The organism is Vibrio sp. TRT 17S01 (assembly GCF_050113695.1).
Taxonomy (GTDB): Bacteria; Pseudomonadota; Gammaproteobacteria; order Enterobacterales; family Vibrionaceae; genus Vibrio.
The window spans coordinates 19,386-42,885 of record NZ_JBNJOG010000013.1 but is presented as its reverse complement, the minus strand read 5'-3'; the positions used below and the strand labels follow the sequence as shown (position 1 = coordinate 42,885).

Below are 23,500 nucleotides of genomic sequence, written 5' to 3'. Positions count from 1 at the left end.
AGGACTAATTGCTTGAAACAAAGAATAATAACAGCACTAATTCTTGCGCCAATCGTTATCTTTGGGATTTTTGAGTTGCCACTCTATTGGTTTATGTTTGCTGTCGCAGGCATAACCTTATTGGGTTTTTGGGAGTGGACTCAATTTGTTGAACACAAATCTCGTATTGCTGCACTTGTGCCCGCCGTTTTGATCAGTGTGGGGAGCCTTTTTGTTATCCCTTTTGACAGTGCAAGCTTACATAATCCGTCTCATCTACATTTAAGTATGTTAGCGATTGGTTTTGTTTGGTGGTTAGCCGCCAGCGCGTTAGCCGTCACCTACCCAAGATCCAGTGCCATGTGGCAGGATTCTAATTTATTGCGTCACTTGTTTGGTATTCTTACTCTCTTACCTTTCTTTTGGAGCGTTGTGCTGCTAAGAGCAGAGCCAGCAAACGCCGATCCATATCATGGTGCCAAACTTGTTCTCTTTGTGTGCTTTATAGTGTGGGCTGCTGATAGTGGGGCTTATTTCGCAGGGAAGACATTAGGTAAGCGAAAAATGGCCCCTCATGTTAGTCCAAATAAAACTATCGAAGGATTAATTGGGGGAATCATTACCGCCATTATTGTGGCTTGGTTTTCCGCAAAATGGTTTGGTATCGAGTTTAGTAGCCCTGCGGTGATGATCATGATTACCTTGGTGACGGTTGTTATTTCGGTATTAGGTGATTTAGTCGAAAGCATGTTTAAACGTGTGGCTGGTATCAAAGACAGCAGCAATATCATACCGGGCCATGGTGGTGTTCTTGATCGTATCGATAGTTTGACTGCGGCTTTCCCTGTATTTGCTCTTCTTTATTTCTTCTTCTAATACATAAGAAGGCAAGCATTAGGCTTGCCTTCTTAATTACTATTGGTTTCGTGTTATGCGTAAGTTAACAATTCTAGGTGCAACTGGCTCAATTGGTGCGAGCACGTTAAAAGTCGTGGCGCAGAATCCGGAGCAGTTCTCTGTCGTTGCATTAGTGGCAGGGAAGAACGTTGAAAAAATGCGTCAGCTTTGTGAGCAATGGAAACCAAAATATGCCGTCATGGCGGATGAAGATGCTGCAAAAGCACTGAAGCAACAACTCGTTCAACTTAACCTATCCACACAGGTAATGTCTGGTGTTGAGGCAATGTGTGATGTTGCCTCGATGGATGATGTTGATACTGTAATGGCTGCCATTGTTGGAGCAGCTGGTTTGTTACCAACGATGGCAGCAGTCAAAGCTGGTAAGCGAGTGTTATTGGCAAATAAAGAAGCTCTTGTCATGACTGGGCAGCTCTTTATTGATGCTGTTGCCCAATATGGTGCTGAACTATTACCTGTTGATAGTGAGCACAATGCAATTTTCCAATGTTTGCCAAATTCGATCCAAACAAATTTAGGTCGTTGTGACTTAGCCAAGCAAGGTCTTTCCCATATTCTGTTAACAGGTTCTGGCGGCCCTTTCCGTTATAGCGATATTCATTCTTTAAGCTGTGTTACACCTGAGCAAGCTATCGCTCACCCTAACTGGTCTATGGGCCCTAAGATCTCTGTCGATTCCGCTACCATGATGAATAAAGGTTTGGAGTATATTGAAGCCAAGTGGTTATTCAATACGTCACGAGATCAGCTGAAGGTATTGATTCATCCTCAATCTGTTATTCACTCTATGGTGCAATACAAAGATGGCTCAGTACTCGCACAGATGGGGGAGCCTGATATGGCGACACCTATTGCACTGACCCTTTCCTATCCAGAACGGGTTTCCGCTGGAGTTGCTCCGCTAGATTTTACTAAAGTTGGTGAACTGACTTTTCTTGAGCCGGATTACAATCGTTATCCGTGCCTTAAGTTAGCCATAGATGCTTGTTACGAAGGCCAGCATGCAACTACGGCATTAAATGCGGCGAATGAAGTGGCAGTAGCGGCATTTTTAGAGCGAAGACTACGTTTTACTGACATTGCGAGAGTGAATGATGTGGTAACGTCCCGACTTTGTGGATTAAATACATCATTGCAATGTGATGACTTGGAAAGCATATTGGAGCTCGATAGAATAGCTCGCAAGCTAGCAACTGAAACTGTGAATGAGTGTTCGTTATGAGTGGAGTATTGTGGAACTTCGTCGCGTTTATTATCGCACTAGGTATATTGGTTGCGGTGCACGAGTTCGGTCATTTCTGGGTTGCACGCCGTTGTGGCGTTAAAGTAGAAAAATTCTCTATTGGTTTTGGTAAATCGATCTGGAGCAAAGTTGGGAAAGATGGCACAGAATATAGCGTGTCTATTATCCCGTTAGGTGGCTATGTCAAGATGCTGGATGGGCGTGTTGATGATGTGCCAGACGACATGCGTCGTTTCGCATTTGATACCAAACCATTATGGAAACGAGCTTCTATTGTTGCTGCTGGGCCTGCTTTTAACTTCCTATTTGCGATTTTTGCTTATTGGTTAGTCTTTCTTATTGGTGTTCCTGCCATTAAACCTGTCGTTGGTCAGGTGACTCCGCACTCCATTGCAGCGCAAGCTGGTCTAGAGCAGGGGATGGAACTAACCGCTGTTTCTGGCGTCAAAACCGCAGATTGGGAATCTGTCAATATGGGGCTGATTTCTCATATCGGTGACCCAGAGCTTACTTTGACGGTTAAGCCTGAAGAAGGTATCGGTGTTGAGCAAACCCTCGCATTAAATCTGACAACATGGAACTTTGACCCAGAAAAAGAGTCTGCTATGGGAGCGTTGGGCTTTAGGCCTTATACTCCGGAAATTAAAACGACACTTGCGAATATTTCAGCCGGTGGTGCAGGTGAAAAAGCTGGGCTGTTGGCCGGCGATAAGATTATTGAGGTTAATGGCGAATCAATCAGCCATTGGCAACAAGTTGTTGATGTCATTCAACAGAACCCAGACACTCAAGTCTCGATAATAGTAGAGCGTAACGCTCAGACTCTGGAACTATCAATGACGCCGGCAAGTCGAGATGTTGCGCAAGGGAAAGTGATCGGTTTTGCTGGTATCGCTCCTGAAGTCGCAGAATGGCCGGAAAATTATCGATTTGAGCTGCAATTTGGTGTATTTGAATCTATCGGTAAGGCAGTAGATAAAACTGGTCAAATTATCGAGTTAACCGTCAGCATGCTTAAGAAGCTGATTGTCGGTGATGTTGGGTTAAATAATTTAAGTGGTCCCATTTCCATTGCGAAAGGCGCAGGTACGACAGCTGAATATGGCCTCGTTTACTTTTTAGGCTTTTTAGCATTAATTAGTGTCAATTTAGGCATTATTAACCTCGTACCTTTGCCAATGCTTGATGGTGGCCATTTACTGTTTTTTGCTATTGAGGCAGTGATCAGACGCCCTGTTCCAGAAAAAATTCAGGAAATGGGGTATCGCGTTGGTGGTGCGATCATTTTCTCATTGATGGCTGTGGCAATATTTAATGATTTTGCTCGTTTGTAACAGAGCAAAGGTTGTAGTAAGGAATAACTAAAACAAATATGGCGATGAAAAAAATTCTGTTTGCGACATTGCTAGCGACGAGTGTCTCAGCGAACGGTGCCGAGAACTTTGTTGTTCAGGATATTAAAATCGATGGATTACAGCGTGTCGCACTTGGTGCGGCGTTGCTAAAAATGCCTGTGCGTATTGGCGATACAGTCGATGGTCAAGACGTTGCGGACATCATTAAAGCGCTTTACGCCTCAGGAAACTTTGAGGACGTTAAGGTTCTACGTGATGGCAATGCATTATTAGTGCAGGTTAAAGAACGTCCTACCATCGCTAGTATTTCTTTCTCTGGCAATAAAGCGATTAAAGAAGAGCAGCTACAGCAAAACCTTGATGCATCAGGTATTCGAGTTGGTGAAGCCCTTGACCGTACAACGTTGTCCAATATTGAGAAAGGATTGGAAGACTTTTACTACAGCGTTGGTAAATACAATGCTTCGGTAAAAGCTGTTATCACACCTCTTCCTCGAAATCGCTCTGACCTTAAGTTTGTTTTTACTGAAGGTGTCTCTGCGAAAATCCAACAAATTAACTTTATCGGTAATGAAATATTTACGGATGAAGAGCTATTAAGCCGCTTCAACCTAAATGTTGATATCGCTTGGTGGAATTTCCTTGCTGATGATAAATACCAAAAGCAAGTACTCGCTGCCGATATCGAAGCATTAAAATCCTATTACCAAGATCGTGGCTATCTTAAATTCAAAGTCGAATCGACCCAAGTTGCGATTTCCCCAGACAAGAAAGGGGTCTACATCACGCTTGGTTTGAATGAAGGTAACCCTTATACCGTGAAGAACGTTAAGTTCCGTGGTGATATGATCGGTAAGCGCAAAGAGTTTGAGAACTTAGTACCGTTTCTTCCTGGTGATACCTACAATGGCTCTGCGGTGACATCATTGGAAGAGAGTGCGAAACGCTTACTAGGTGAAGCGGGTTATGCGTACCCTCAAGTCAACACCATTCCAGAATTTAATGAAGAAACTCAAGAAGTCTCTTTAGTGGTGAATATCGACGCGGGTAAACGAATGTATGTACGCGATATTCGTTTCGTTGGTAACAATTCAACTAAAGATGAAGTACTGCGCCGCGAAATGCGCCAAATGGAAGGCAGTTGGTTGAACTCTAAAGCGATAGATACGGGTAAAACTCGATTAAATCGCTTAGGTTTCTTTGAAACGGTTGATGTTCAAACGGTTCGAGTTCCAGGTAGTGAAGATCAGGTAGATCTGGTTTATAGCGTTAAAGAAGCAAACTCAGGCAGCATTAATTTCGGTGTCGGTTATGGTACTGAGTCAGGTGTGAGTTTCCAGGTCGGTTTACAACAAGATAACTTTATGGGCTCAGGTAATCGCGTTGGTATCAATGCGATGATGAATGATTATCAGAAAAACGTCAGTTTGGATTATCGTGACCCGTATTGGAACCTTGATGGTGTCAGTTTAGGCGGGAAAGTTTTCTATAACGAGTTTGAAGCCTCTGAAGCCGGTATCATCGACTATACCAACGAAAGTTACGGCGGTAGTTTAACGTGGGGCTTCCCATTCGATGAATTAAACCGTTTTGAATTTGGTGTGGGATACACACACAACAAGATCGGTAATGTACCGACTTACGATCAAGCGCAACAGTTTGCCCAAAGTATTGGTCAAGGTGATCAAAACGAAATTGTTACCAGTGACTTTGATGTTAACGTCTCTTGGACGCGTAGCAACTTGAACCGAGGTTACTTCCCTACCGACGGTAACTATCAGCGTGCTTTTGCGAAGATGACAGTACCAAGCTCTGATGCCCAGTACTTTAAAGTGCAATACGACGTGCGTCAGTATGTCCCATTAACACGCAAACATGAGTTCACGGTATTGATGCGTGGTCGTTTGGGTTATGGTAATGGTTACGGTCAGACAGACGGTAGCGACAACTTATTCCCATTCTATGAAAACTACTACGCAGGTGGCTTTACCACGCTTCGTGGTTTTGGATCAAACAGTGCGGGTCCACGTGCCGTTTACACTGACAACAGTGGCTCATGTGGTAACAATGGCTGCGTGTCTGCGACAGATGACTCTGTGGGGGGGAACGCGATCGCTTTGGCAAGTTTGGAGCTGATTGTACCTACGCCATTTGCTTCGGATGAAGTACGCAACCAGATTCGTACCAGCCTTTTTGTTGACGCAGCAAGTGTTTGGGATACAGAGTTTGTTTATCGTGATGGTGTGGACGATAAGTACTATTACGATTACTCAGATCCAACGAATTACCGTGCTTCTTATGGTGCGGCTCTGCAATGGATGTCACCAATGGGGCCATTGGTCTTCTCGATTGCTAAACCTATTAAAATGTATGAAGGTGATGATGAAGAGTTCTTCACTTTCACCATCGGCAGAACCTTCTAAAACTGAGGAAAATATTTTGAATAAAATGATCAAAGCGGCTGGTGTAAGCCTTGTAGTTCTAACGTCTTCTTTCTTCGCCAATGCTGCTGAAGCTGCTCAAAAAATCGGTTATGTGAATACAGCTCAGGTTTTTCAGGCGCTTCCTCAACGTGAAGTTGTTCTTCAAAAAATGCGAAATGAGTTTAAAGACAAAGAAGCTGAGTTGAAGTCAATTCAAGCGCAAGCAAAAACTAAGCTTGAGAAACTAAAACGTGATGGCGAGCTACTATCTTCAGATCAGGTTGAAAAGCTACGTATTGAAATTGCCTCTTTAGACAGCAAATACAAAGTAAAAGCTCAAGCTTTCCAACAAGCTTCTGCGCGTCGTGAAGCTGAAGAGAAACAAAAGTTATTTAAAGTGATTCAAGACGCAGTCTCTAAAGTCGCGAAAAAAGAAGGTTATGATGTTGTTGTTGATATTCAGGCTGTAGCGTTTGCAAAACCAGAATACAACATCTCAGAGAAAGTAATTAAACAAGTAAAATAATTCGTTTATGGCAGTACTGACTTTAGCCGAATTGGCACAAATTACTGGGGGAGCATTACATGGTGACGCGAACGCTAGCGTCACTATGGTTGCACCGATGGATAAAGCTCAAGAAGGTCACGTAACCTTCTTGTCTAACCCGAAATACGCTAAACACCTTGCTGATTGTCAGGCAACGGTTGTCATGGTGAAAGACGTACACAAAGCGTTATGTGCAGGTAATGTATTAGTTGTTGATGATCCATACGTTGCTTTTGCTAAAGTAACTCAAGCGTTAGATTCGACGCCGGCACCTGCATCTGGCATCGCCCCTTCTGCTGTGATAGCAGAGGATGTGAGTATCGGGAAACGCGTCTCAATCGGTGCAAATGCTGTGATTGAATCGGGTGTTACGTTAGATGACGATGCAGTGATCGGTGCTGGGTGTTTTGTTGGCAAAAACGCAAAGATTGGTCGCAATAGTAAGTTGTGGTCTAACGTTAGTGTTTATCATAATGTTGAAATCGGCACTGACTGTCTGGTTCAGGCAAATACGGTGATTGGTGCTGATGGTTTTGGTTATGCGAATGAGAAGGGCGAATGGATTAAAATTCCTCAGCTTGGCTCGGTGAAAATTGGCAATCGAGTTGAGATTGGCTCTAGCACAACCATTGACCGTGGTGCGTTAGATGACACGGTGATTGAAGACAATGTTATCCTCGATAACCAATTGCAGATCGCCCATAATGTGCACATCGGATATGGTACAGCGATAGCTGGTGGTACAGTAATCGCTGGCAGTACTACGATTGGTAAGTATTGCATTATTGGTGGTGCTACTGTAATTAACGGCCATATTGAAATTGCAGATGGAGTAACCATTACCGGAATGGGAATGGTGATGCGTAGCATTTCAGAAAAAGGAATGTACTCTTCAGGTATTCCTTTGCAGCCCAATAAAGAGTGGCGTAAAACAGCTGCTCGTGTTCATCGTATTGATGAGATGAACAAACGCCTGAAAGCTGTTGAGAAGCAGTTAGAGCAGAAAGGTGAATCTTGATTCCGTTTCTGTTGAAAAAGGCTCGCGAAAGGCGAGTCTTTTTCGTCTATAATGCCTGCCAACTAGTAAAGAATATTAAGTATTAAATAGGAATATGACTTTGACTACTGAAAAGAAAACGATGAATATCACTGAAATTCAGGAACTTCTTCCTCATCGCTACCCTTTTTTGCTAATTGATCGCGTTACCGATTTTCAAGAAGAGAAATACCTAACTGCGATTAAAAACGTCTCTGTAAATGAGCCTCAGTTCACAGGTCATTTCCCTCAGCTTCCGGTATTCCCTGGCGTACTTATTCTTGAAGCTATGGCTCAAGCGACAGGTCTACTGGCGTTTAAATCTTTTGGTGCTCCTCAAGGTAATGAGCTTTACTACTTTGCAAGTGTTGATAATGCGAAGTTTCGTAAGCCAGTAACTCCAGGTGACCAATTGGTCATTGAAGTTGAGTTTCTAAAAGAGCGCCGTGGTATTGCTGCATTCAATGGCGTGGCGAAAGTAGATGGTGAAGTAGTTTGTTCTGCTGAACTAAAATGTGCTCGTCGAGAGTTTTAATATGATTCATGAAACAGCTCAAATTCACCCAGCAGCGGTCGTTGAAGAAGGTGCAAAAATTGGTGCTAACGTGACCGTTGGACCATTTACTTACATCACTTCTAACGTTGAAATTGGTGAAGGTACTGAAGTGATGTCACATGTGGTGATTAAAGGCCACACCAAAATAGGCAAAGACAACCGCATTTTCCCACATGCAGTGATTGGTGAAGAGAACCAAGACAAAAAGTATGGTGGTGAGGATACGACCGTGGTGATAGGTGATCGCAATGTGATCCGTGAAGCTGTTCAAATTCACCGTGGTACGGTGCAAGACAAAGCGTCGACGGTGATTGGTGATGACAACCTATTGTGTGTGAATGCTCATATTGCCCATGACGTTGTAGTTGGTAACCATACTCACATTGGTAACAACTCAATATTAGGTGGTCATGTAACCGTGGATGATCATGCGGGTGTTATGGCATTGTCTGCAATTCATCCTTTCTGTACTGTTGGTGCGTATGCTTACATCGGGGGCTGCTCTGCAGTGGTACAAGATGTTCCCGCTTACGTATTAGCTCAAGGAAATCATGCATCTCCGTTTGGCTTAAACTTGGTAGGGCTAAAGCGTAATGGTTTTGAAAAACCAGAATTACGTGCTCTGCAAAAAGCATACAAAGAACTTTATCGCTCTGGTAAAACGTTAGAAGAAGTGATGCCTATTCTGAAAGAAATGGCCCAAGAGTGGTCGTCAGTGCAACGCATTATTGATATCGTTGAAAACAGTGAGCGTGGCATTATTCGTTAAGGCGAAAATGCATGGAATAGATAAAGATCGCCATTTTATCAGTGGCGATCTTTTTGTGTTTTATGGATAGAGAGAACCTTTATCCATAAAACATAGGACAGAAGTGAACCTCTTATGGAAAAACCACTACGTATTGGTATTGTCGCAGGAGAGCTGTCTGGCGATACACTTGGTGAAGGCTTCATCAAAGCAATAAAATCACAATATCCCGATGCAGAGTTTGTTGGTATTGGCGGTCCAAAGATGATGGCTCAAGGGTGCGAGTCTTTGTTTGATATGGAAGAGCTGGCGGTGATGGGCTTGGTTGAAGTGCTTGGTCGGTTACCCCGTTTGCTCAAAGTGAAAGCTGAATTGGTTAAGTTTTTTACGGAAAATCCACCAGATGTTTTTATTGGTATCGATGCACCAGACTTCAATTTACGCTTAGAGCTGGATCTAAAGAACGCTGGCATTAAGACGGTTCACTACGTCAGCCCTTCCGTTTGGGCGTGGCGCCAGAAGCGAATCTATAAAATTGAAGCGGCAACAAACTTGGTGTTGGCGTTTTTACCGTTTGAAAAAGCGTTTTACGATAAGTTTAATGTTCCATGTGAATTTATTGGTCACACGCTGGCTGATGCGATTCCGTTGGTTTCTGAGAAAGCTCCTGCTCGGGAGTTACTTGGCCTTGCTCAAGATAAAAAATGGCTTGCCGTTTTACCAGGTAGCCGCGGCAATGAATTAAAAATGTTATCACAGCCATTTATTGAAGCGTGTCAACGACTACACGAACGATACCCTGAGCTTGGGTTTGTTGTGGCGTTGGTGAATCAGAAGCGCCGTGAGCAATTTGAAGCTGCATGGCAGGAATTTGCACCAGAGCTGGACTTCAAACTTGTTGATGATACTGCTCGTAATGTGATCACCGCGTCGGATGCCGTTATGCTTGCTTCGGGAACCGTAGCTTTGGAATGTATGTTGATTAAACGTCCAATGGTGGTTGGCTACCGTGTAAACGCGCTTACCGCATTCATTGCCAAACGCTTGGTTAAGACTCAATACGTCTCTCTACCCAACATTCTTGCGGATAAGGAACTGGTGAAAGAATTCCTCTTGGAAGAATGCACAGCAGAGAATTTATCAGAAGAAATTAGTCGCCTGCTCGATACTGACGCTGGCAGTGCAATGATAGAAAAATTTACCGAGATGCATCACTGGATACGAAAGGATGCCGATCAACAAGCCGCACGCGCCGTGTTAACCCTGATAGGCAAATAATGACTATGACAAAAGATAAAAAAGAATTACCACCTTTTGAGTATCCTCATGGTTACCACTTGGTCGCTGGTGTCGATGAAGTCGGGCGTGGGCCTTTGGTCGGGGATGTTGTGACTGCAGCCGTTATTCTTGACCCGAATAATCCAATAGAAGGGCTTAATGATTCTAAAAAATTGTCGGAGAAAAAGCGTTTAGCACTTCTTCCTGAGATCAAAGAAAAAGCATTAGCTTGGTCGGTAGGGCGCTGTTCTCCAACTGAAATTGATGAGTTGAATATTCTCCAAGCCACTATGGTAGCAATGCAAAGAGCGATTGCGGGACTATCGGTTCAGCCGGATTTAGCCTTAATTGATGGTAACCGTTGTCCTGAATTAGCAATGGATGCTCAGGCTGTAGTGAAAGGTGATTTGCGTGTGGCAGAGATAAGTGCAGCCTCCATTATTGCCAAAGTGGTGCGTGATCAAGAAATGGAAGCGCTGGATAAGGTTCATCCACAATTTGGTTTTGCTAAACATAAAGGTTATCCAACCAAAGCACATTTTGAAGCGATAGAGCAATATGGTGTGATCGCCGAACATCGCAAAAGCTTTAAGCCAGTAAAAAAAGCTCTTGGTATAGAGTAACAATTTGCGGGCTATTCACGTAAAATAGCCCCTAACTTTCCGCAACGCGTTATATTCCGGAACTTTATTCATGTCAGATCCTAAGTTTATCCACCTTCGAGTTCATAGTGACTTTTCCATGGTCGACGGCCTGTCTAAGGTGCCTCCATTGGTCAAGAAAGTGGCTGAAATGGGGATGCCTGCGGTAGCATTGACTGATTTCACAAACTTGTGTGGTCTCGTTAAGTTTTATGGTACGGCTCATGGTTGTGGTATCAAGCCAATCATCGGCGCCGACTTTGCCATGCAGTCACCAGAATTTGGTGAAGAGCTGAGTAAGATTACAGTTCTGGCAGCAGACAATACCGGTTATAAGAATCTAACGTTACTGATTTCTGAGGCTTATCTTCGTGGTCATGTACAGCACCAGCCTGTAATTGATAAAGAGTGGCTTATCAATCATGCAGAAGGCCTGATCTTACTATCTGGTGGTAAAGATGGAGAAATAGGCAAAGCTTTACTCAAAGGCAATCAGGCCCTTGTTAACAGTTGCGTAGCCTTTTACCAAGCGCATTTCCCCGATCGTTTTTATCTTGAGCTGACCCGTACTGGTCGAGCTGATGAAGAAAGCTACCTTCATTTTGCTTTAGAGCTTGCGGAGCAGTTTGAGCTTCCGGTTGTTGCAACAAACGACGTTGTGTTCATCTCAGAAGATCTTTTTGACGCCCATGAAATCCGCGTAGCGATTCATGATGGTTACACACTTGAAGACCCTCGTCGCCCTAAAAAATACAGTCCGCAACAATACCTTCGTACAGAAGAAGAAATGTGCGAACTGTTTGCTGATATTCCAGAAGCATTAGAAAACAGTGTTGAGATCGCTAAACGCTGTAATGTGACGGTACGTTTAGGTGAATACTTCTTACCTGCGTTCCCTACTGAAGGAATGGAAGAAACCGAGTTCTTAGTAAAGAAATCGGAAGAAGGGTTGGAAGAGCGTTTGGAATTTCTTTTTCCTGATGTAGAAGAGCGCGCAAAGCGCCGACCAGAGTATGATGATCGCTTGAAAATTGAATTGGAAGTGATCAACAACATGGGTTTCCCGGGGTACTTTTTGATCGTAATGGAGTTCATCCAGTGGTCGAAAGATAACGATATCCCTGTAGGCCCAGGTCGAGGCTCTGGTGCAGGTTCCCTTGTAGCATATGCACTGAAAATCACGGATCTTGACCCGCTTGAATATGATTTGCTCTTCGAACGTTTCTTAAACCCAGAACGTGTTTCGATGCCCGATTTCGACGTCGATTTTTGTATGGATAAACGTGATCAGGTGATTGATCACGTAGCAGAAATGTACGGCCGCGATGCGGTATCTCAGATCATCACCTTTGGTACCATGGCTGCGAAGGCGGTTATCCGAGATGTGGGCCGCGTATTAGGGCACCCATTTGGTTTTGTCGATCGTATCTCTAAACTGGTACCGCCGGATCCGGGTATGACACTGGAAAAGGCATTCAAAGCCGAGCCCGCGTTACCTGAGCTTTATAATAACGATGAGGAAGTCAAAGACCTTATCGATATGTGCCGCATTTTGGAAGGGTGTACGCGAAATGCTGGTAAGCACGCGGGTGGGGTTGTGATTTCCCCCACCACCATTACCGATTTTGCCCCGATTTATGCGGATGCTGAAGGCCATTTCCCCGTAACACAGTTCGACAAAAACGACGTAGAAACCGCAGGCTTAGTTAAGTTTGACTTCTTGGGCCTACGAACTCTAACCATCATCGATTGGGCGTTAGGGTTGATCAACCCTCGTTTAGAGAAAGAGGGTAAAGACCCCGTTCGAATTGAATCGATCGACTTGGCTGACGACACTTCATTCCGTTTGCTTCAGAACTCTGAAACCACAGCAGTATTCCAGCTTGAATCGCGTGGTATGAAAGAGCTGATCAAACGCCTTCAGCCTGACTGTTTTGAAGATATCATCGCATTGGTGGCCTTGTTCCGTCCAGGACCATTGCAGTCAGGCATGGTAGATAACTTTATCGACCGTAAACATGGTCGCGAAGCCATCTCATACCCTGATGAAAAGTGGCAACATGAGTCGTTGAAGGAAATCCTTGATCCGACCTACGGCATTATTCTCTATCAGGAACAGGTCATGCAGATCGCACAGGTACTGTCTGGTTATACCCTTGGTGGTGCAGACATGTTGCGACGTGCGATGGGTAAGAAAAAACCTGAGGAAATGGCTAAGCAGCGTGCGACATTTGAAGATGGCGCGGTGAAGAATGGTGTTGATGGCGAGTTGGCGATGAAAATCTTCGACTTGGTAGAAAAATTCGCCGGTTATGGTTTTAACAAATCTCACTCAGCAGCCTACGCCTTAGTTTCTTACCAAACGCTTTGGCTTAAAACACACTTTCCTGCAGAGTTTATGGCGGCGGTAATGACCGCTGATATGGATAACACGGAAAAAGTGGTTGGCTTAGTCGACGAATGTTTCCGAATGAAATTAAAGGTATTACCGCCAGACATCAATGCAGGCTTGTATCGCTTTAACGTCGATGAAGATGGTGCGATTGTTTATGGCATCGGCGCAATCAAAGGGGTTGGTGAAGGCCCGATTGAAGCAATATTGGTTGCGCGCAATAAAGATGGTCACTTTAAAGACTTATTTGACTTCTGTGCTCGTATTGATCTGAAAAAAGTGAATAAACGAGTCATTGAGAAATTAATTTACGCAGGGGCGCTTGATCGCCTTGGTCCTCATCGTGCGGCATTGATGGCTTCGCTGGATGATGCGGTCAAAGCAGCAAGCCAACATCACCAAGCTGAAGCATTTGGTCAGTCCGATCTTTTTGGCGTATTAACCGAAGCGCCAGAAGAAGTTGAGCACAAATACACTAAGGTGCCACCATGGCCTGAAAAGGTTTGGCTGGAAGGTGAGCGTGATACATTAGGGCTTTATTTGACCGGGCACCCAATTAATGCCTATCTCAAGGAACTTGGTAAGTACACCAGTTGTCGACTAAAAGACGCCACGCCAACGCGTCGTGATCAATCCGTTACTGTGGCAGGCTTAGTTATTGCCGCTCGAGTGATGACAACTAAGCGTGGCACCCGAATTGGTATCATGACGTTGGATGATCGCAGTGGACGAATGGAAGTCATGCTGTTCTCTGATGCGCTTGATCGTTATGCTGAACTTCTCGAAAAAGACAAAATTTTGGTGATTTCTGGACAGGTCAGCTTTGATGATTTCAATGGTGGTCTTAAAATGTCCGCGCGCGAGGTCATGGATCTTGGCGCTGCACGTGAAAAATACGCACGTGGTGTATCTGTTTCGATTGATGAATCTCAGATAGACGATCAGTTTTTCGAGCGTTTCAGTAAAATACTGGAGCCTCACCGAGCAGGTAGCGTACCTGTGAATGTATACTACCAACGTTGTGATGCGCGAGCGCGGATCGCCTTGGGGACAGAATGGCGAGTGACGCCAAGTGATACATTATTAGACGAATTAAAACAGTTGCTTGGTAAGAGCCAGGTAGAACTCGAATTTAACTAAAAATTCGATATACAAATATCGAGTGAAAAGGATCCATAGATGAGCCTAAACTTTCTAGAATTTGAAAAGCCAATTGCAGAACTTGAAGCGAAAATCGAAGCGTTACGTGATGTTTCTCGCCACGGTGGTGAAGCGGGCGTTGATTTAGATAAAGAAATCGAACAGCTAGAGAAAAAAAGCTTAGAGCTTAAAAAGAAAATCTTTAACGATCTTGGTGCTTGGGAAACAGCGCAGCTTGCTCGTCACCCTCTTCGTCCATACACATTAGACTACGTTGAGCACGTTTTCACGGAGTTTGATGAATTGGCTGGTGATCGTGCTTATGCTGATGATAAAGCTATTGTTGGTGGTATTGCTCGCCTAGAAGGGCGTCCAGTGATGATCATTGGCCACCAAAAAGGTCGTGAAACGAAAGAAAAAGTTAAGCGTAACTTTGGCATGCCAAAACCGGAAGGTTACCGTAAGGCCCTTCGTCTAATGGAAATGGCAGAGCGTTTTAAAATGCCTATCATCACGTTCATTGACACGGCTGGTGCATACCCAGGTGTTGGTGCAGAAGAACGTGGTCAATCTGAAGCAATCGCAAAAAACCTTAAAGTGATGGCTGGCCTTAAAGTGCCTGTTATTTGTAACGTTGTTGGTGAAGGCGGCTCTGGTGGCGCATTGGCGATTGGTGTTGGCGATTACGTGAATATGCTTCAGTACTCGACTTACTCAGTGATCTCTCCTGAAGGGTGTGCATCTATCCTTTGGCGTGATTCAGATAAAGCACCACAAGCTGCAGAAGCGATGGGTCTGATTGCTCCTCGTTTAAAAGAGCTTGAGCTGATTGATGAAATCATTGAAGAGCCACTTGGTGGCGCGCATCGTGATCACATTCAAATGGCTGAAAACATGAAAGCAACACTTCTAAAACAATTAGAAGAGCTTGAGCAATTTGGTGCTGAAGATTTGCTAGAGCGTCGTTACCAACGCTTGATGAGCTACGGTTACTGTTAAGCAGTATGTATTGATAAAAAGGCCGAACTGAGTTCGGTCTTTTTTGTACCTAACCGACAAGGACAAAGATTGGGTTTCACGCTAAACTAGCTCTGATTTTGGATTACTTGTCACTGAATATGCCCGAGTTATATCACCAGTTCTCTCAGCTACTACATCAGCACTACCAACCTGAACATAAAATCGTTATCGCTTTTAGTGGTGGCATCGACTCCCGTGTTTTGCTTGATTTGGCCCATCAATATCAGCAGCAACACCCGGTAAATATAATGGCAATCTATGTTCATCATGGGTTGAGCTCAAATGCGGATGAATGGGCGGAAAATTGTGCACGCTGGGCAGCGCAAGCTGGTATTGCTTTTAAGGTCGAGTATGTTCAGTTAGCTTCCGCTAGTGGTGAAAGTATCGAGAAGTTGGCGAGAGAAGCACGTTACCAAGCTCTCGAAAAGCACTTGAACCAAGGTGATCTGCTGTTAACAGGGCAACATGCAGATGACCAATTGGAAACGTTCTTGCTGGCATTAAAGCGAGGTAGTGGGCCCAAAGGCTTATCTTCAATGGCTGAAAGTATGCCGTTTGCTGGTGGAAAAGTACTTCGCCCCTTACTGAAATGCTCACGCGCTCAAATTGAAGCGTATGCTGAATCCAGAAACTTAGCTTGGGTGGAGGATGAAAGTAACCAAGATACTCGTTTTGATCGCAACTTCATCCGCCATCAAGTAACTCCAGTGTTAACTGAGCGCTGGCCTTTTTATCGTCAGTCAGTGCAGCGCAGTGCAGAATTGTGCGCCGAACAAGAAGCACTGCTCAATGAGCTATTAGCTGAAAAACTTCAATTAGCACTGCAAAGTGACGGTAGCCTGTCTATTGCTGTGCTAGCGGATAGCTCAGAGTTGGCGAGAGTACGCTTACTCAGAATGTGGTTTGAGCATCATCATCAGCTGATGCCTAGTCGAGAGCACAGTTTGATGATTTGGCAACAAATTGCATTGGCTAAGCAAGATGCAAATCCGCAACTTAATCTTCAATCTATACAAATTCGCCGTTTTAATGGTGAGCTACACATGCTTGCGCAGTGGGCAGACGTGAGTCAATGGCGTAGTGTGTTTAAGCTGGGTGAGACCTTGAACTTACCTGATAGTCTTGGCTGCTTATCACTCCAAGACAGCGGTGCTCAGAACCATCTCCGACTACCAGAAGGGAAAGCGACGTGTTTTGATGTGGTATTTGAGCCGCAAGGTTTAAGTGCTCATCCTGTTGGTCGTGGTCATAGCCGTAAGCTTAAGAAGCTGTTTCAAGAATATGATGTGCCTAGCTGGCAGAGACGCCGAACTCCAATTTTGCTCCATCAAGGTCGGGTAGTTGCAGTTGCAGGTTTGTTTATAGATCAAGCGTTTGCAGGTCACGATTGTGAACTTCTCTGGAGCAAGTAATCAGATTTTGTGTAAGAATCGTATAATAAAAACACGATAAATTAAGGAAGAGCAATGAAAAAAGTCGCACTGGGAATCATTATCGGCATAGGCATGATTGGAGGGCAAGCGGTCGCTGGTGATATTGATGCGGGTAAAGCGAAAGCAATGGTTTGTGCTGCATGCCATGGTGCAGATGGTATGGCGACCATTCCTGGCTACCCACATTTAAAAGGACAAAATGAGCAATACATTATTTCCTCGATTAAAGCTTATAAAAACAAAGAGCGAACGGGTGGCCTTGCCGCGGTGATGCAAGCGCAGGCTGCATTGCTAAACGATGATGATATTGCGAATTTGGCCGCGTACTATTCGAGTTTGAAATAGTTGAATGTATTCATGATGAGCCCGAGCCTATATGCTCGGGCTTTTTGTTGATTGTTAGCCTTTGCTGGCTGATAATAGCGGCAACGCCAAAAGTTTAAGGGATGAACATGAAGAAAATTGAAGCGATCATTAAACCATTTAAGCTTGATGATGTTCGTGAAGCGCTGGCTGAAGTTGGCATTACTGGTATGACGGTTTCAGAAGTGAAAGGTTTTGGTCGTCAGAAAGGGCATACAGAACTGTATCGTGGTGCTGAGTACATGGTGGACTTTTTACCAAAAGTGAAGCTTGAGATTGTGGTGACTGATGACGACGCTGATCAATGTGTCGATACTATTATTGAGACCGCTCAAACCGGTAAAATTGGCGATGGAAAGATCTTCATTACGGACGTGGAACGCGTAGTGCGTATCCGTACTGGAGAAGAAGACGAAGACGCAATTTAAGAGAAAAGAGCCGTAAGGCTCTTTTTTATTGATATGAGAAAAAAGCTACTCCTTGGGCTTCCTTTCATGATTACCGCTGTGATCATTTGGGGTTACCAGACCATATTTACCCTTTCAGATACACCTCAATTAACAACGATAGAAAGCCACTCAGAGTTGCCTTCACTCAATTGTTACCATAATCCTGCTCCTGTCTCTATTGATGAAAGTGGCGTGATTAACCTTTTAGTTTGGAACATTTATAAGCAAAATCGGGACAATTGGCAGCAAGCACTAGAGCAATACTCCACAAACAAACAGTTGGTTTTACTGCAAGAAGCCAGTATGACTTCTGAGTTAAAGCAATGGATTGCTCAACGAGGGTGGAATGGCAATCAGGTTGACGCGTTTAAAGCATTTGATGTTAGTGCTGGGGTGCTAAATTTAGCACCAGAATTGCCTGTAAAAGCGTGTGCATACACAGAATTGGAACCATGGCTTCGATTACCTAAATCGGCACTCTATGCAACTTATCAGCTCTCTGATGGTCAACAACTGGCTGTTGTCAACATTCATGGGGTGAACTTTACTTATGGCACGACAGAGTATCAACGGCAATTAGATAGCTTGGTTGCTGCGTTAAATGAGCACACGGGGCCAATTATTGTTGCAGGAGATTTTAATAGCTGGAGTGAGCAGCGCTTACAGGTCTTGAAACAAGCTTTGAGCGGTTTGAAACTGACAGAAGTTAAGTTTTCCCCTGATCACCGAGTGGAATTTGTGACTGGATTGCCACTGGATCATGTGTTCTACAAGGGCCTTTCTCTAAAAACAGCAGAGGCGCCTGTTTCTGACGCCTCTGATCATAATCCTTTATTAGTTCAATTTAGCTTATAGCAATGTAAATGGCCCAAATTAGGTAGTAACCTAACCAAGGTAATGCCGAAATAACCAGAGCCTGCCCTCGTTCAAATTCAGTCCATGTACCTATTGCGGCATAGCCGAGTACGATGTACCAAGGAAGAAGCAGTGGAAATGAGCTGGCAAACTGAGACCAATCATTGGTTAGAGGTAGTTTGAGTAAACCATTTAAGCTATTGAGATCAGCTGCATAGGTCATCACTTGACCATGTTTAAGTAGTAAGCTGGCATAACTGGCGAGATCACCAAGTACAGCTGGGAAAGTGATGACGGCACTGGCGGCAAACCAACGCCAAAAGCCATGTTGATGCTGGCTTGGTTTGGTCGCTAGGTTGAACCAAAATGCCAGCATAATAATTGTGAGCGTTCGGCTGACAATATCACTAATGATTTCGCTCGCCATGAGTGTATTAGCATCCAAAAGCTCTAGTTGCTCTGGATTTGTTTGGCCAAGTTGTGCGGATAGACCGGCTTTTAGCCATTCAAAGTCAACGATATCAAAGTATGCGCCCCAAAATAGGAAAGGGGTCAGCATCAAAAAGATATACGGTTGCCAGCCCCACATCCCTCTTTGATACAATGCGAGAAAACATGAACTTGGTGAACGAAAAATGTCCACCAGCATGATGAGTGGGTTACTTGAAGGATTCATTAAACACTTACCTTAGTGACATCGACATATAATTTAAGCTTTTGACCCGGCTGCAGGTACTTATTCTTGCTTAATGCGTTCCATTTGACGATATCGTTACTTTTCACTTTAAATCTATTTGCAATCCCACTGATGGTATCACCAGAGCGGACTTTATAAAAAACGGTTCGAATGATGGCACCATCGCTACCATCTTTCCAGATCACTAAACTTTGTCCGATACGTAATGTATCGCGTGGGCTGAGCCCATTCCACTTCGCGAGTGCTTGATGAGATACTTTATTGTCGTTGGCAATACTCCACCAACTTTCTCCAGCGCTGACTTTGTGGATCAGTTTGTACTTTCCGCGACTTTTATCTTGAGTTTTCTGCAAGCGATTCGAAGCGCTTAGTAAATAGGCTTTATCATCTTTGGTCGATGTTGGGATCATTAGTGCCTGACCAACACGAATGGTATTGCCTGATAGGTTATTGGCGGTACGAATCACTTTTGGGGTGGTGTTATATTTTTGCGCTAGGACACTAAGGCTATCCCCTGATTTCACCTTATAGCGAACCAGTTTCATCCCTTTACCGCGGTTGCTATCCACTTGCTGAGTAAACTGGGTAACTGCTTCAATTGGTAACAGTAATCGATGTGGCCCATTTGGAGCCGTTGCCCATTGGTTATAGGCAGGGTTTAGGCTCTGAAGTTGTTTAACAGAAATACCGGCATATTGCGCGGCAATAGCGAGATCGAGCTGCTCTTTCGGGTCAACTTGTTCTACGACTGGTTTATTTGCAATCGCTGGGATCTTGATGCCGTATTTATCTTGGTTGGCAATGATATCCGAAAGAGCGAGAAGCTTAGGCAAGTAACCGCTGGTCTCTTTTGGTAGGTCCAAGGAGAAAAAGTCCACTGGTTTGCCGAGTTTTTTGTTTTTGCGTATCGCGCTAGAAACTCGACCACCACCGCTATTGTAGGCAGCAATCGCATGATCCCAATTCCCATCAAAACGCTTATTGAGTGAGATTAAGTAATCAAGTGCAGCATCGGTAGAAGCTGCGACATCACGGCGACCGTCATACCAGTAGTTTTGCTCTAATCCATACATCTTGCCTGTCGCAGGAATAAACTGCCATAAACCTGCCGCACGGCCATGTGAATAAGCAAACGCATCAAAGGAGCTTTCAACAACAGGTAAAAGCGCCAGCTCGAGTGGAAGATTACGTTCTTCAATTTTCTCAGTGATCAGATACAGGAAAGGTTCCGCGCGTTCAGACACAGTCTTAAGATGACGAGGGTGCTTGAGGTACCAATTACGGTAATAGTCGACTTTTTTATGCATTGGAATAGGCATTTCCAATTGCATAGCAATACGTTGCCAAACGTCTTCTTGTGATTCAGGCGTCAATACTGGCTTGAGCTTGATAACGGGTTTACTTGGTTTAACTTCAGAATTAACCGTATGCTCAACTTTTGGTTTTGCTTGAGTATTCGTTGGTTCTGCATTGGTTTGTTGTGGTGGCTGGGTAAGCTGACATCCTGTCAGAAAAAGCGCCAGTACCCAGCTGTATGTTACTCGCATTCTACAGCCCTTTTGTTATGTAGCTGCTGATAATAAAGGTCTAGTTATGCGAGTGACAAGCACCAAAACGTTAAAATTCGTTCTTCCACTCACGTAATGCGGTAAAAATAGCGAGTGGATCGGTTTGTGCTGTACGATTTGCCACCGATTTGATCACATTAGGCTGATCTAAGCGTAAGAACGGATTTACCCATTTTTCTTGGCGCAATGTTGTCGGAATGGTGGCTTTGTTTTGTGCCCGCAGACGATTTACCTCATCGCGATATTGTTGCAAGAGGTCATTTTCTGGCTCAACAGCTAAAGCAAAAGAAAGGTTGCCTGCGGTATATTCATGTGCGCAGTACACTTCGGTCTCTTCTGGTAGAGCTGCTATTTTTTCTAGAGATGTGTACATTTGCTCCATTGTGCCTTCAAAAACTCGTCCACATCCGGCAGAAAACAGCACATCACCACAGAATAATTTACCATCACCGACATACCCGATATGACCGAGTGTATGCCCTTCTAATCCAAGGACAAAAAATACCTCGTCAAAAAGTTTAATTTGGTCCCCCCCTGATACAGGATGCGTCAGTGGTGGAACGGGGTCATTTGCAGGGCCAACAATATCTGCATTAGGGAAGTGGCGAGCCAGTTCTGAGATCCCTCCAGTATGGTCAGCGTGATGATGCGTGATGAGAATGGCATCCAGTGTTAAGTTATGTGTTTGAATATATTCTAATACGGGCTTGGCATCACCCGGATCGACGACGGCACAACGCTGATCGCTATTTTGTATCAGCCAGATGTAATTGTCGTTAAATGCGGGTATGCTTTTGATATCTAACATTGTTGAGTCTCCAATCCCCAAGAGTGAAGCAGGTTACACATGAACCCAGCACGCAGCAATAAAAAGCTTGAAAAGCCTCATTCATGGTCTCAGCTAAAAAATGGTCAATGGGTGAGTGAGTCCATTCAAATCCGCGTGGATGAATGGTGCCCGAAATTGTTTGGTTACCATTTTTTAAAGCTGGGAGGGTTGAGCTGTGAGCTCACCACCAGTTGTAACTGTAACATTCAACATCAAGTAAACCTAGATATCCAGAACCCATTGCATAATGTTATCGCGGATGGTTACGAGCTTCCTTTTCTTGAAAAAAGCTTTGATGCTGTTTTATTAGCCCATCAATTGGATTACTGCAATGATCCGCATCGAATGTTGCGCGAAGTTGATCGAGTTATGATTGATGACGGTTACTTGATCATCACGGGATTTAATCCTGTTAGCTTCACTGGGCTGGCAAGCTTGATGCCGTGGCGCAGGAATAATTTACCTTGGAGCGGGCGAATGTTCACTCCTGGGCGAGTTCGAGACTGGCTTGGTTTACTGAATTATCAAGTGATTGAGATGGACAGGTATGCTTTGTTCCCAATGCAGAGGTACCGCACGATGTGGACTTGGATGGAGAACAGTCTAGGGGAGTGGGCTTCCCCCTTTGGTAGTTTGTATTTTATTGTGGCACGAAAACGGACCTACCCACTAAAACCGATCAAACCTCATTGGAAGCTTAAACGTAAGCTGTCTCCAGTTGGGGTGAACTATAAGGTCAGAGTCGAAAAGACTAACCATCAAGAAGGCTGATAGCCAGTGTCTTCGTCGGTTGGGTTTTCTGCAGCCGTACGTGCAAGTTCATCACACATTTCATTTTCCCGGTGACCTGCGTGGCCTTTGACCCAACGCCAGTCGATCTCGTGACGCTGAGTTTCACTGTCGAGTGCTTGCCATAAATCCGCATTTTTCACTGGCTTTTTATCCGCCGTTTTCCAGCCACGTTTCTTCCAATTGTGGATCCATTGGGTGATACCTTGACGTACGTATTGGCTATCCGTCGTCAGAATAACATGACAGGGTTCTTTGAGAGTTTGCAGAGCAACGATGGTTGCGAGCATTTCCATGCGGTTATTGGTTGTTAGGGTATAGCCCTTCGCCAAGGTTTTTTCTACTTGTTTGTAGCGAAGTACGATCCCGTAGCCACCCGGGCCTGGATTCCCCAAACAGGAACCATCAGTGAAAATTTCCACCTGTTTTGTCATGATTTGATACTATTGGGTTAAGCAGTTATAAAGCATAGTCTGACACACATATCGTTATGAATACCAGTAACAAATCGAATTCCCAACGCATCGTGGTGCTCGATACCGAAACCACGGGTATGAACAGAGAAGGTGGTCCTCATTACCAAGGGCACCGTATTATCGAAATCGGTGCGGTTGAAATCATCAACCGTAAGCTCACAGGGCGCCATTTCCATGTTTATCTCAAACCTGATCGTGAAATACAGCCAGACGCCGTCGAAGTTCACGGTATCACGGATGAATTTCTTATTGATAAGCCAGAATATCGCGATACTCACCAAGAGTTTCTAGACTTTATTAAAGGCGCAGAACTTGTTGCCCATAACGCGCCCTTCGACGTGGGCTTTATGGATTACGAGTTTGAAAAGCTCGACCCAGACATAGGTAAGACAGTCGACTACTGTAAGGTGACTGATACCCTTGCGATGGCGAAGAAAATCTTCCCGGGTAAACGTAACAACCTCGACGTACTCTGTGATCGTTACGGTATTGATAACTCGCATCGTACTCTCCACGGCGCATTGCTCGATGCGGAGATCCTAGCGGATGTTTACCTGCTGATGACTGGTGGGCAAACGTCAATGCAATTTGGGGGCGACGCGTCATCTGATGGTGATTTGAGTGGTGAGTCGATAAAACGTGTTGCTGGTGGACGAAAAGCATTAAAGGTTTTACGTGCAACCGCCGATGAATTAGAAGCACATCAAGGTCGTTTAGATATCGTCGAAAAAAGTGGAAGTTGCCTCTGGCGTCAGTAGGAGAAGG

General features: G+C 44.5%; 22 protein-coding genes. 18 read left to right on the top strand and 4 right to left on the bottom strand.

The window, feature by feature from the left end; all coding sequences use genetic code 11:
• Positions 1-12 precede the first annotated feature (12 nt).
• The 16 genes from ACQEXS_RS17510 to ACQEXS_RS17435 all read left to right on the top strand — a co-directional run bounded on the left by ACQEXS_RS17510 (position 13) and on the right by ACQEXS_RS17435 (position 18,376).
• On the top strand, positions 13-855 hold the full coding sequence (locus tag ACQEXS_RS17510) for a phosphatidate cytidylyltransferase (protein ID WP_427014695.1): 843 nt from the start codon (positions 13-15) through the stop codon (positions 853-855).
• A gap of 55 nt (positions 856-910) precedes the next feature.
• The gene (gene ispC, locus ACQEXS_RS17505; RefSeq protein ID WP_427014694.1) at positions 911-2,119 is read left to right on the top strand and encodes a 1-deoxy-D-xylulose-5-phosphate reductoisomerase; all 1,209 of its coding nucleotides are present in this window, start codon (positions 911-913) and stop codon (positions 2,117-2,119) included.
• Positions 2,116-3,474 (top strand): sigma E protease regulator RseP, encoded by a 1,359-nt coding sequence (rseP, locus tag ACQEXS_RS17500; RefSeq protein WP_427014693.1) that lies wholly within the window; start codon positions 2,116-2,118, stop codon positions 3,472-3,474. Before ispC ends, rseP begins: the two co-directional genes overlap by 4 nt.
• Before the next feature lie 38 nt (positions 3,475-3,512).
• The gene (gene bamA / locus ACQEXS_RS17495) at positions 3,513-5,918 is read left to right on the top strand and encodes an outer membrane protein assembly factor BamA (protein WP_367988348.1); all 2,406 of its coding nucleotides are present in this window, start codon (positions 3,513-3,515) and stop codon (positions 5,916-5,918) included.
• A gap of 16 nt (positions 5,919-5,934) precedes the next feature.
• Positions 5,935-6,444: an OmpH family outer membrane protein gene (locus ACQEXS_RS17490; RefSeq protein WP_427011614.1), complete on the top strand. Its 510-nt coding sequence runs from the start codon at positions 5,935-5,937 to the stop codon at positions 6,442-6,444.
• Between the two features lie 7 nt (positions 6,445-6,451).
• Positions 6,452-7,483, top strand: a complete 1,032-nt coding sequence (gene lpxD / locus ACQEXS_RS17485) for a UDP-3-O-(3-hydroxymyristoyl)glucosamine N-acyltransferase (RefSeq protein ID WP_427014692.1) — start codon at positions 6,452-6,454, stop codon at positions 7,481-7,483.
• Between the two features lie 100 nt (positions 7,484-7,583).
• Positions 7,584-8,036, top strand: coding sequence for a 3-hydroxyacyl-ACP dehydratase FabZ (gene fabZ / locus ACQEXS_RS17480; protein ID WP_367988351.1), 453 nt, complete (start codon positions 7,584-7,586; stop codon positions 8,034-8,036).
• A gap of 1 nt (position 8,037) precedes the next feature.
• On the top strand, positions 8,038-8,826 hold the full coding sequence (gene lpxA / locus ACQEXS_RS17475; protein ID WP_427014691.1) for an acyl-ACP--UDP-N-acetylglucosamine O-acyltransferase: 789 nt from the start codon (positions 8,038-8,040) through the stop codon (positions 8,824-8,826).
• A gap of 114 nt (positions 8,827-8,940) precedes the next feature.
• Positions 8,941-10,083 carry a lipid-A-disaccharide synthase gene (gene lpxB / locus ACQEXS_RS17470; RefSeq protein ID WP_427014690.1) on the top strand — a complete coding sequence of 381 codons (1,143 nt, stop codon included), beginning with the start codon at positions 8,941-8,943 and terminating at the stop codon, positions 10,081-10,083.
• 5 nt (positions 10,084-10,088) lie between these two features.
• Positions 10,089-10,706, top strand: coding sequence for a ribonuclease HII (rnhB, locus tag ACQEXS_RS17465; RefSeq protein WP_427014689.1), 618 nt, complete (start codon positions 10,089-10,091; stop codon positions 10,704-10,706).
• Between the two features lie 70 nt (positions 10,707-10,776).
• Positions 10,777-14,256 (top strand): DNA polymerase III subunit alpha, encoded by a 3,480-nt coding sequence (gene dnaE, locus ACQEXS_RS17460; protein ID WP_427014688.1) that lies wholly within the window; start codon positions 10,777-10,779, stop codon positions 14,254-14,256.
• A gap of 39 nt (positions 14,257-14,295) precedes the next feature.
• Complete coding sequence (gene accA / locus ACQEXS_RS17455) at positions 14,296-15,255, top strand: acetyl-CoA carboxylase carboxyl transferase subunit alpha (RefSeq protein WP_367988357.1); 960 nt, start codon at positions 14,296-14,298, stop codon at positions 15,253-15,255.
• Between the two features lie 119 nt (positions 15,256-15,374).
• Positions 15,375-16,688, top strand: a complete 1,314-nt coding sequence (gene tilS, locus ACQEXS_RS17450; RefSeq protein ID WP_427014687.1) for a tRNA lysidine(34) synthetase TilS — start codon at positions 15,375-15,377, stop codon at positions 16,686-16,688.
• A 54-nt stretch (positions 16,689-16,742) separates the two neighbouring features.
• Complete coding sequence (locus ACQEXS_RS17445; protein ID WP_427014686.1) at positions 16,743-17,054, top strand: c-type cytochrome; 312 nt, start codon at positions 16,743-16,745, stop codon at positions 17,052-17,054.
• Positions 17,055-17,161: 107 nt separating this feature from the next.
• Positions 17,162-17,500: a nitrogen regulatory protein P-II gene (gene glnB / locus ACQEXS_RS17440; RefSeq protein ID WP_427014685.1), complete on the top strand. Its 339-nt coding sequence runs from the start codon at positions 17,162-17,164 to the stop codon at positions 17,498-17,500.
• 33 nt (positions 17,501-17,533) lie between these two features.
• Positions 17,534-18,376 carry an endonuclease/exonuclease/phosphatase family protein gene (locus tag ACQEXS_RS17435; protein WP_427014684.1) on the top strand — a complete coding sequence of 281 codons (843 nt, stop codon included), beginning with the start codon at positions 17,534-17,536 and terminating at the stop codon, positions 18,374-18,376.
• On the opposite strand, the gene ACQEXS_RS17430 is transcribed toward ACQEXS_RS17435, so the two are convergent.
• The 3 genes from ACQEXS_RS17430 to gloB form a co-directional block, all read right to left on the bottom strand.
• Positions 18,366-19,052: a YIP1 family protein gene (locus ACQEXS_RS17430; RefSeq protein WP_367988361.1), complete on the bottom strand. Its 687-nt coding sequence runs from the start codon at positions 19,050-19,052 to the stop codon at positions 18,366-18,368. The genes ACQEXS_RS17435 and ACQEXS_RS17430 overlap by 11 nt on opposite strands.
• Positions 19,052-20,620, bottom strand: coding sequence for a LysM peptidoglycan-binding domain-containing protein (locus ACQEXS_RS17425; protein ID WP_427014683.1), 1,569 nt, complete (start codon positions 20,618-20,620; stop codon positions 19,052-19,054). The genes ACQEXS_RS17430 and ACQEXS_RS17425 overlap by 1 nt, the downstream gene beginning before the upstream one ends.
• A 70-nt stretch (positions 20,621-20,690) precedes the next feature.
• Positions 20,691-21,449: a hydroxyacylglutathione hydrolase gene (gene gloB, locus ACQEXS_RS17420; protein WP_367988364.1), complete on the bottom strand. Its 759-nt coding sequence runs from the start codon at positions 21,447-21,449 to the stop codon at positions 20,691-20,693.
• A gap of 39 nt (positions 21,450-21,488) precedes the next feature.
• Here gloB and ACQEXS_RS17415 point away from each other — a divergent pair, with 39 nt between their 5' ends.
• The gene (locus tag ACQEXS_RS17415) at positions 21,489-22,241 is read left to right on the top strand and encodes a class I SAM-dependent methyltransferase (RefSeq protein WP_367988365.1); all 753 of its coding nucleotides are present in this window, start codon (positions 21,489-21,491) and stop codon (positions 22,239-22,241) included.
• On the opposite strand, the gene rnhA is transcribed toward ACQEXS_RS17415, so the two are convergent.
• A complete protein-coding gene (gene rnhA, locus ACQEXS_RS17410; protein WP_427011624.1) occupies positions 22,229-22,693 on the bottom strand; it encodes a ribonuclease HI in 465 nt (154 codons plus the stop codon). The genes ACQEXS_RS17415 and rnhA overlap by 13 nt on opposite strands.
• A 56-nt stretch (positions 22,694-22,749) precedes the next feature.
• Between rnhA and dnaQ the strand changes: the two genes are divergently transcribed.
• Positions 22,750-23,493: a DNA polymerase III subunit epsilon gene (gene dnaQ, locus ACQEXS_RS17405; RefSeq protein ID WP_427014682.1), complete on the top strand. Its 744-nt coding sequence runs from the start codon at positions 22,750-22,752 to the stop codon at positions 23,491-23,493.
• Positions 23,494-23,500 lie beyond the last annotated feature (7 nt).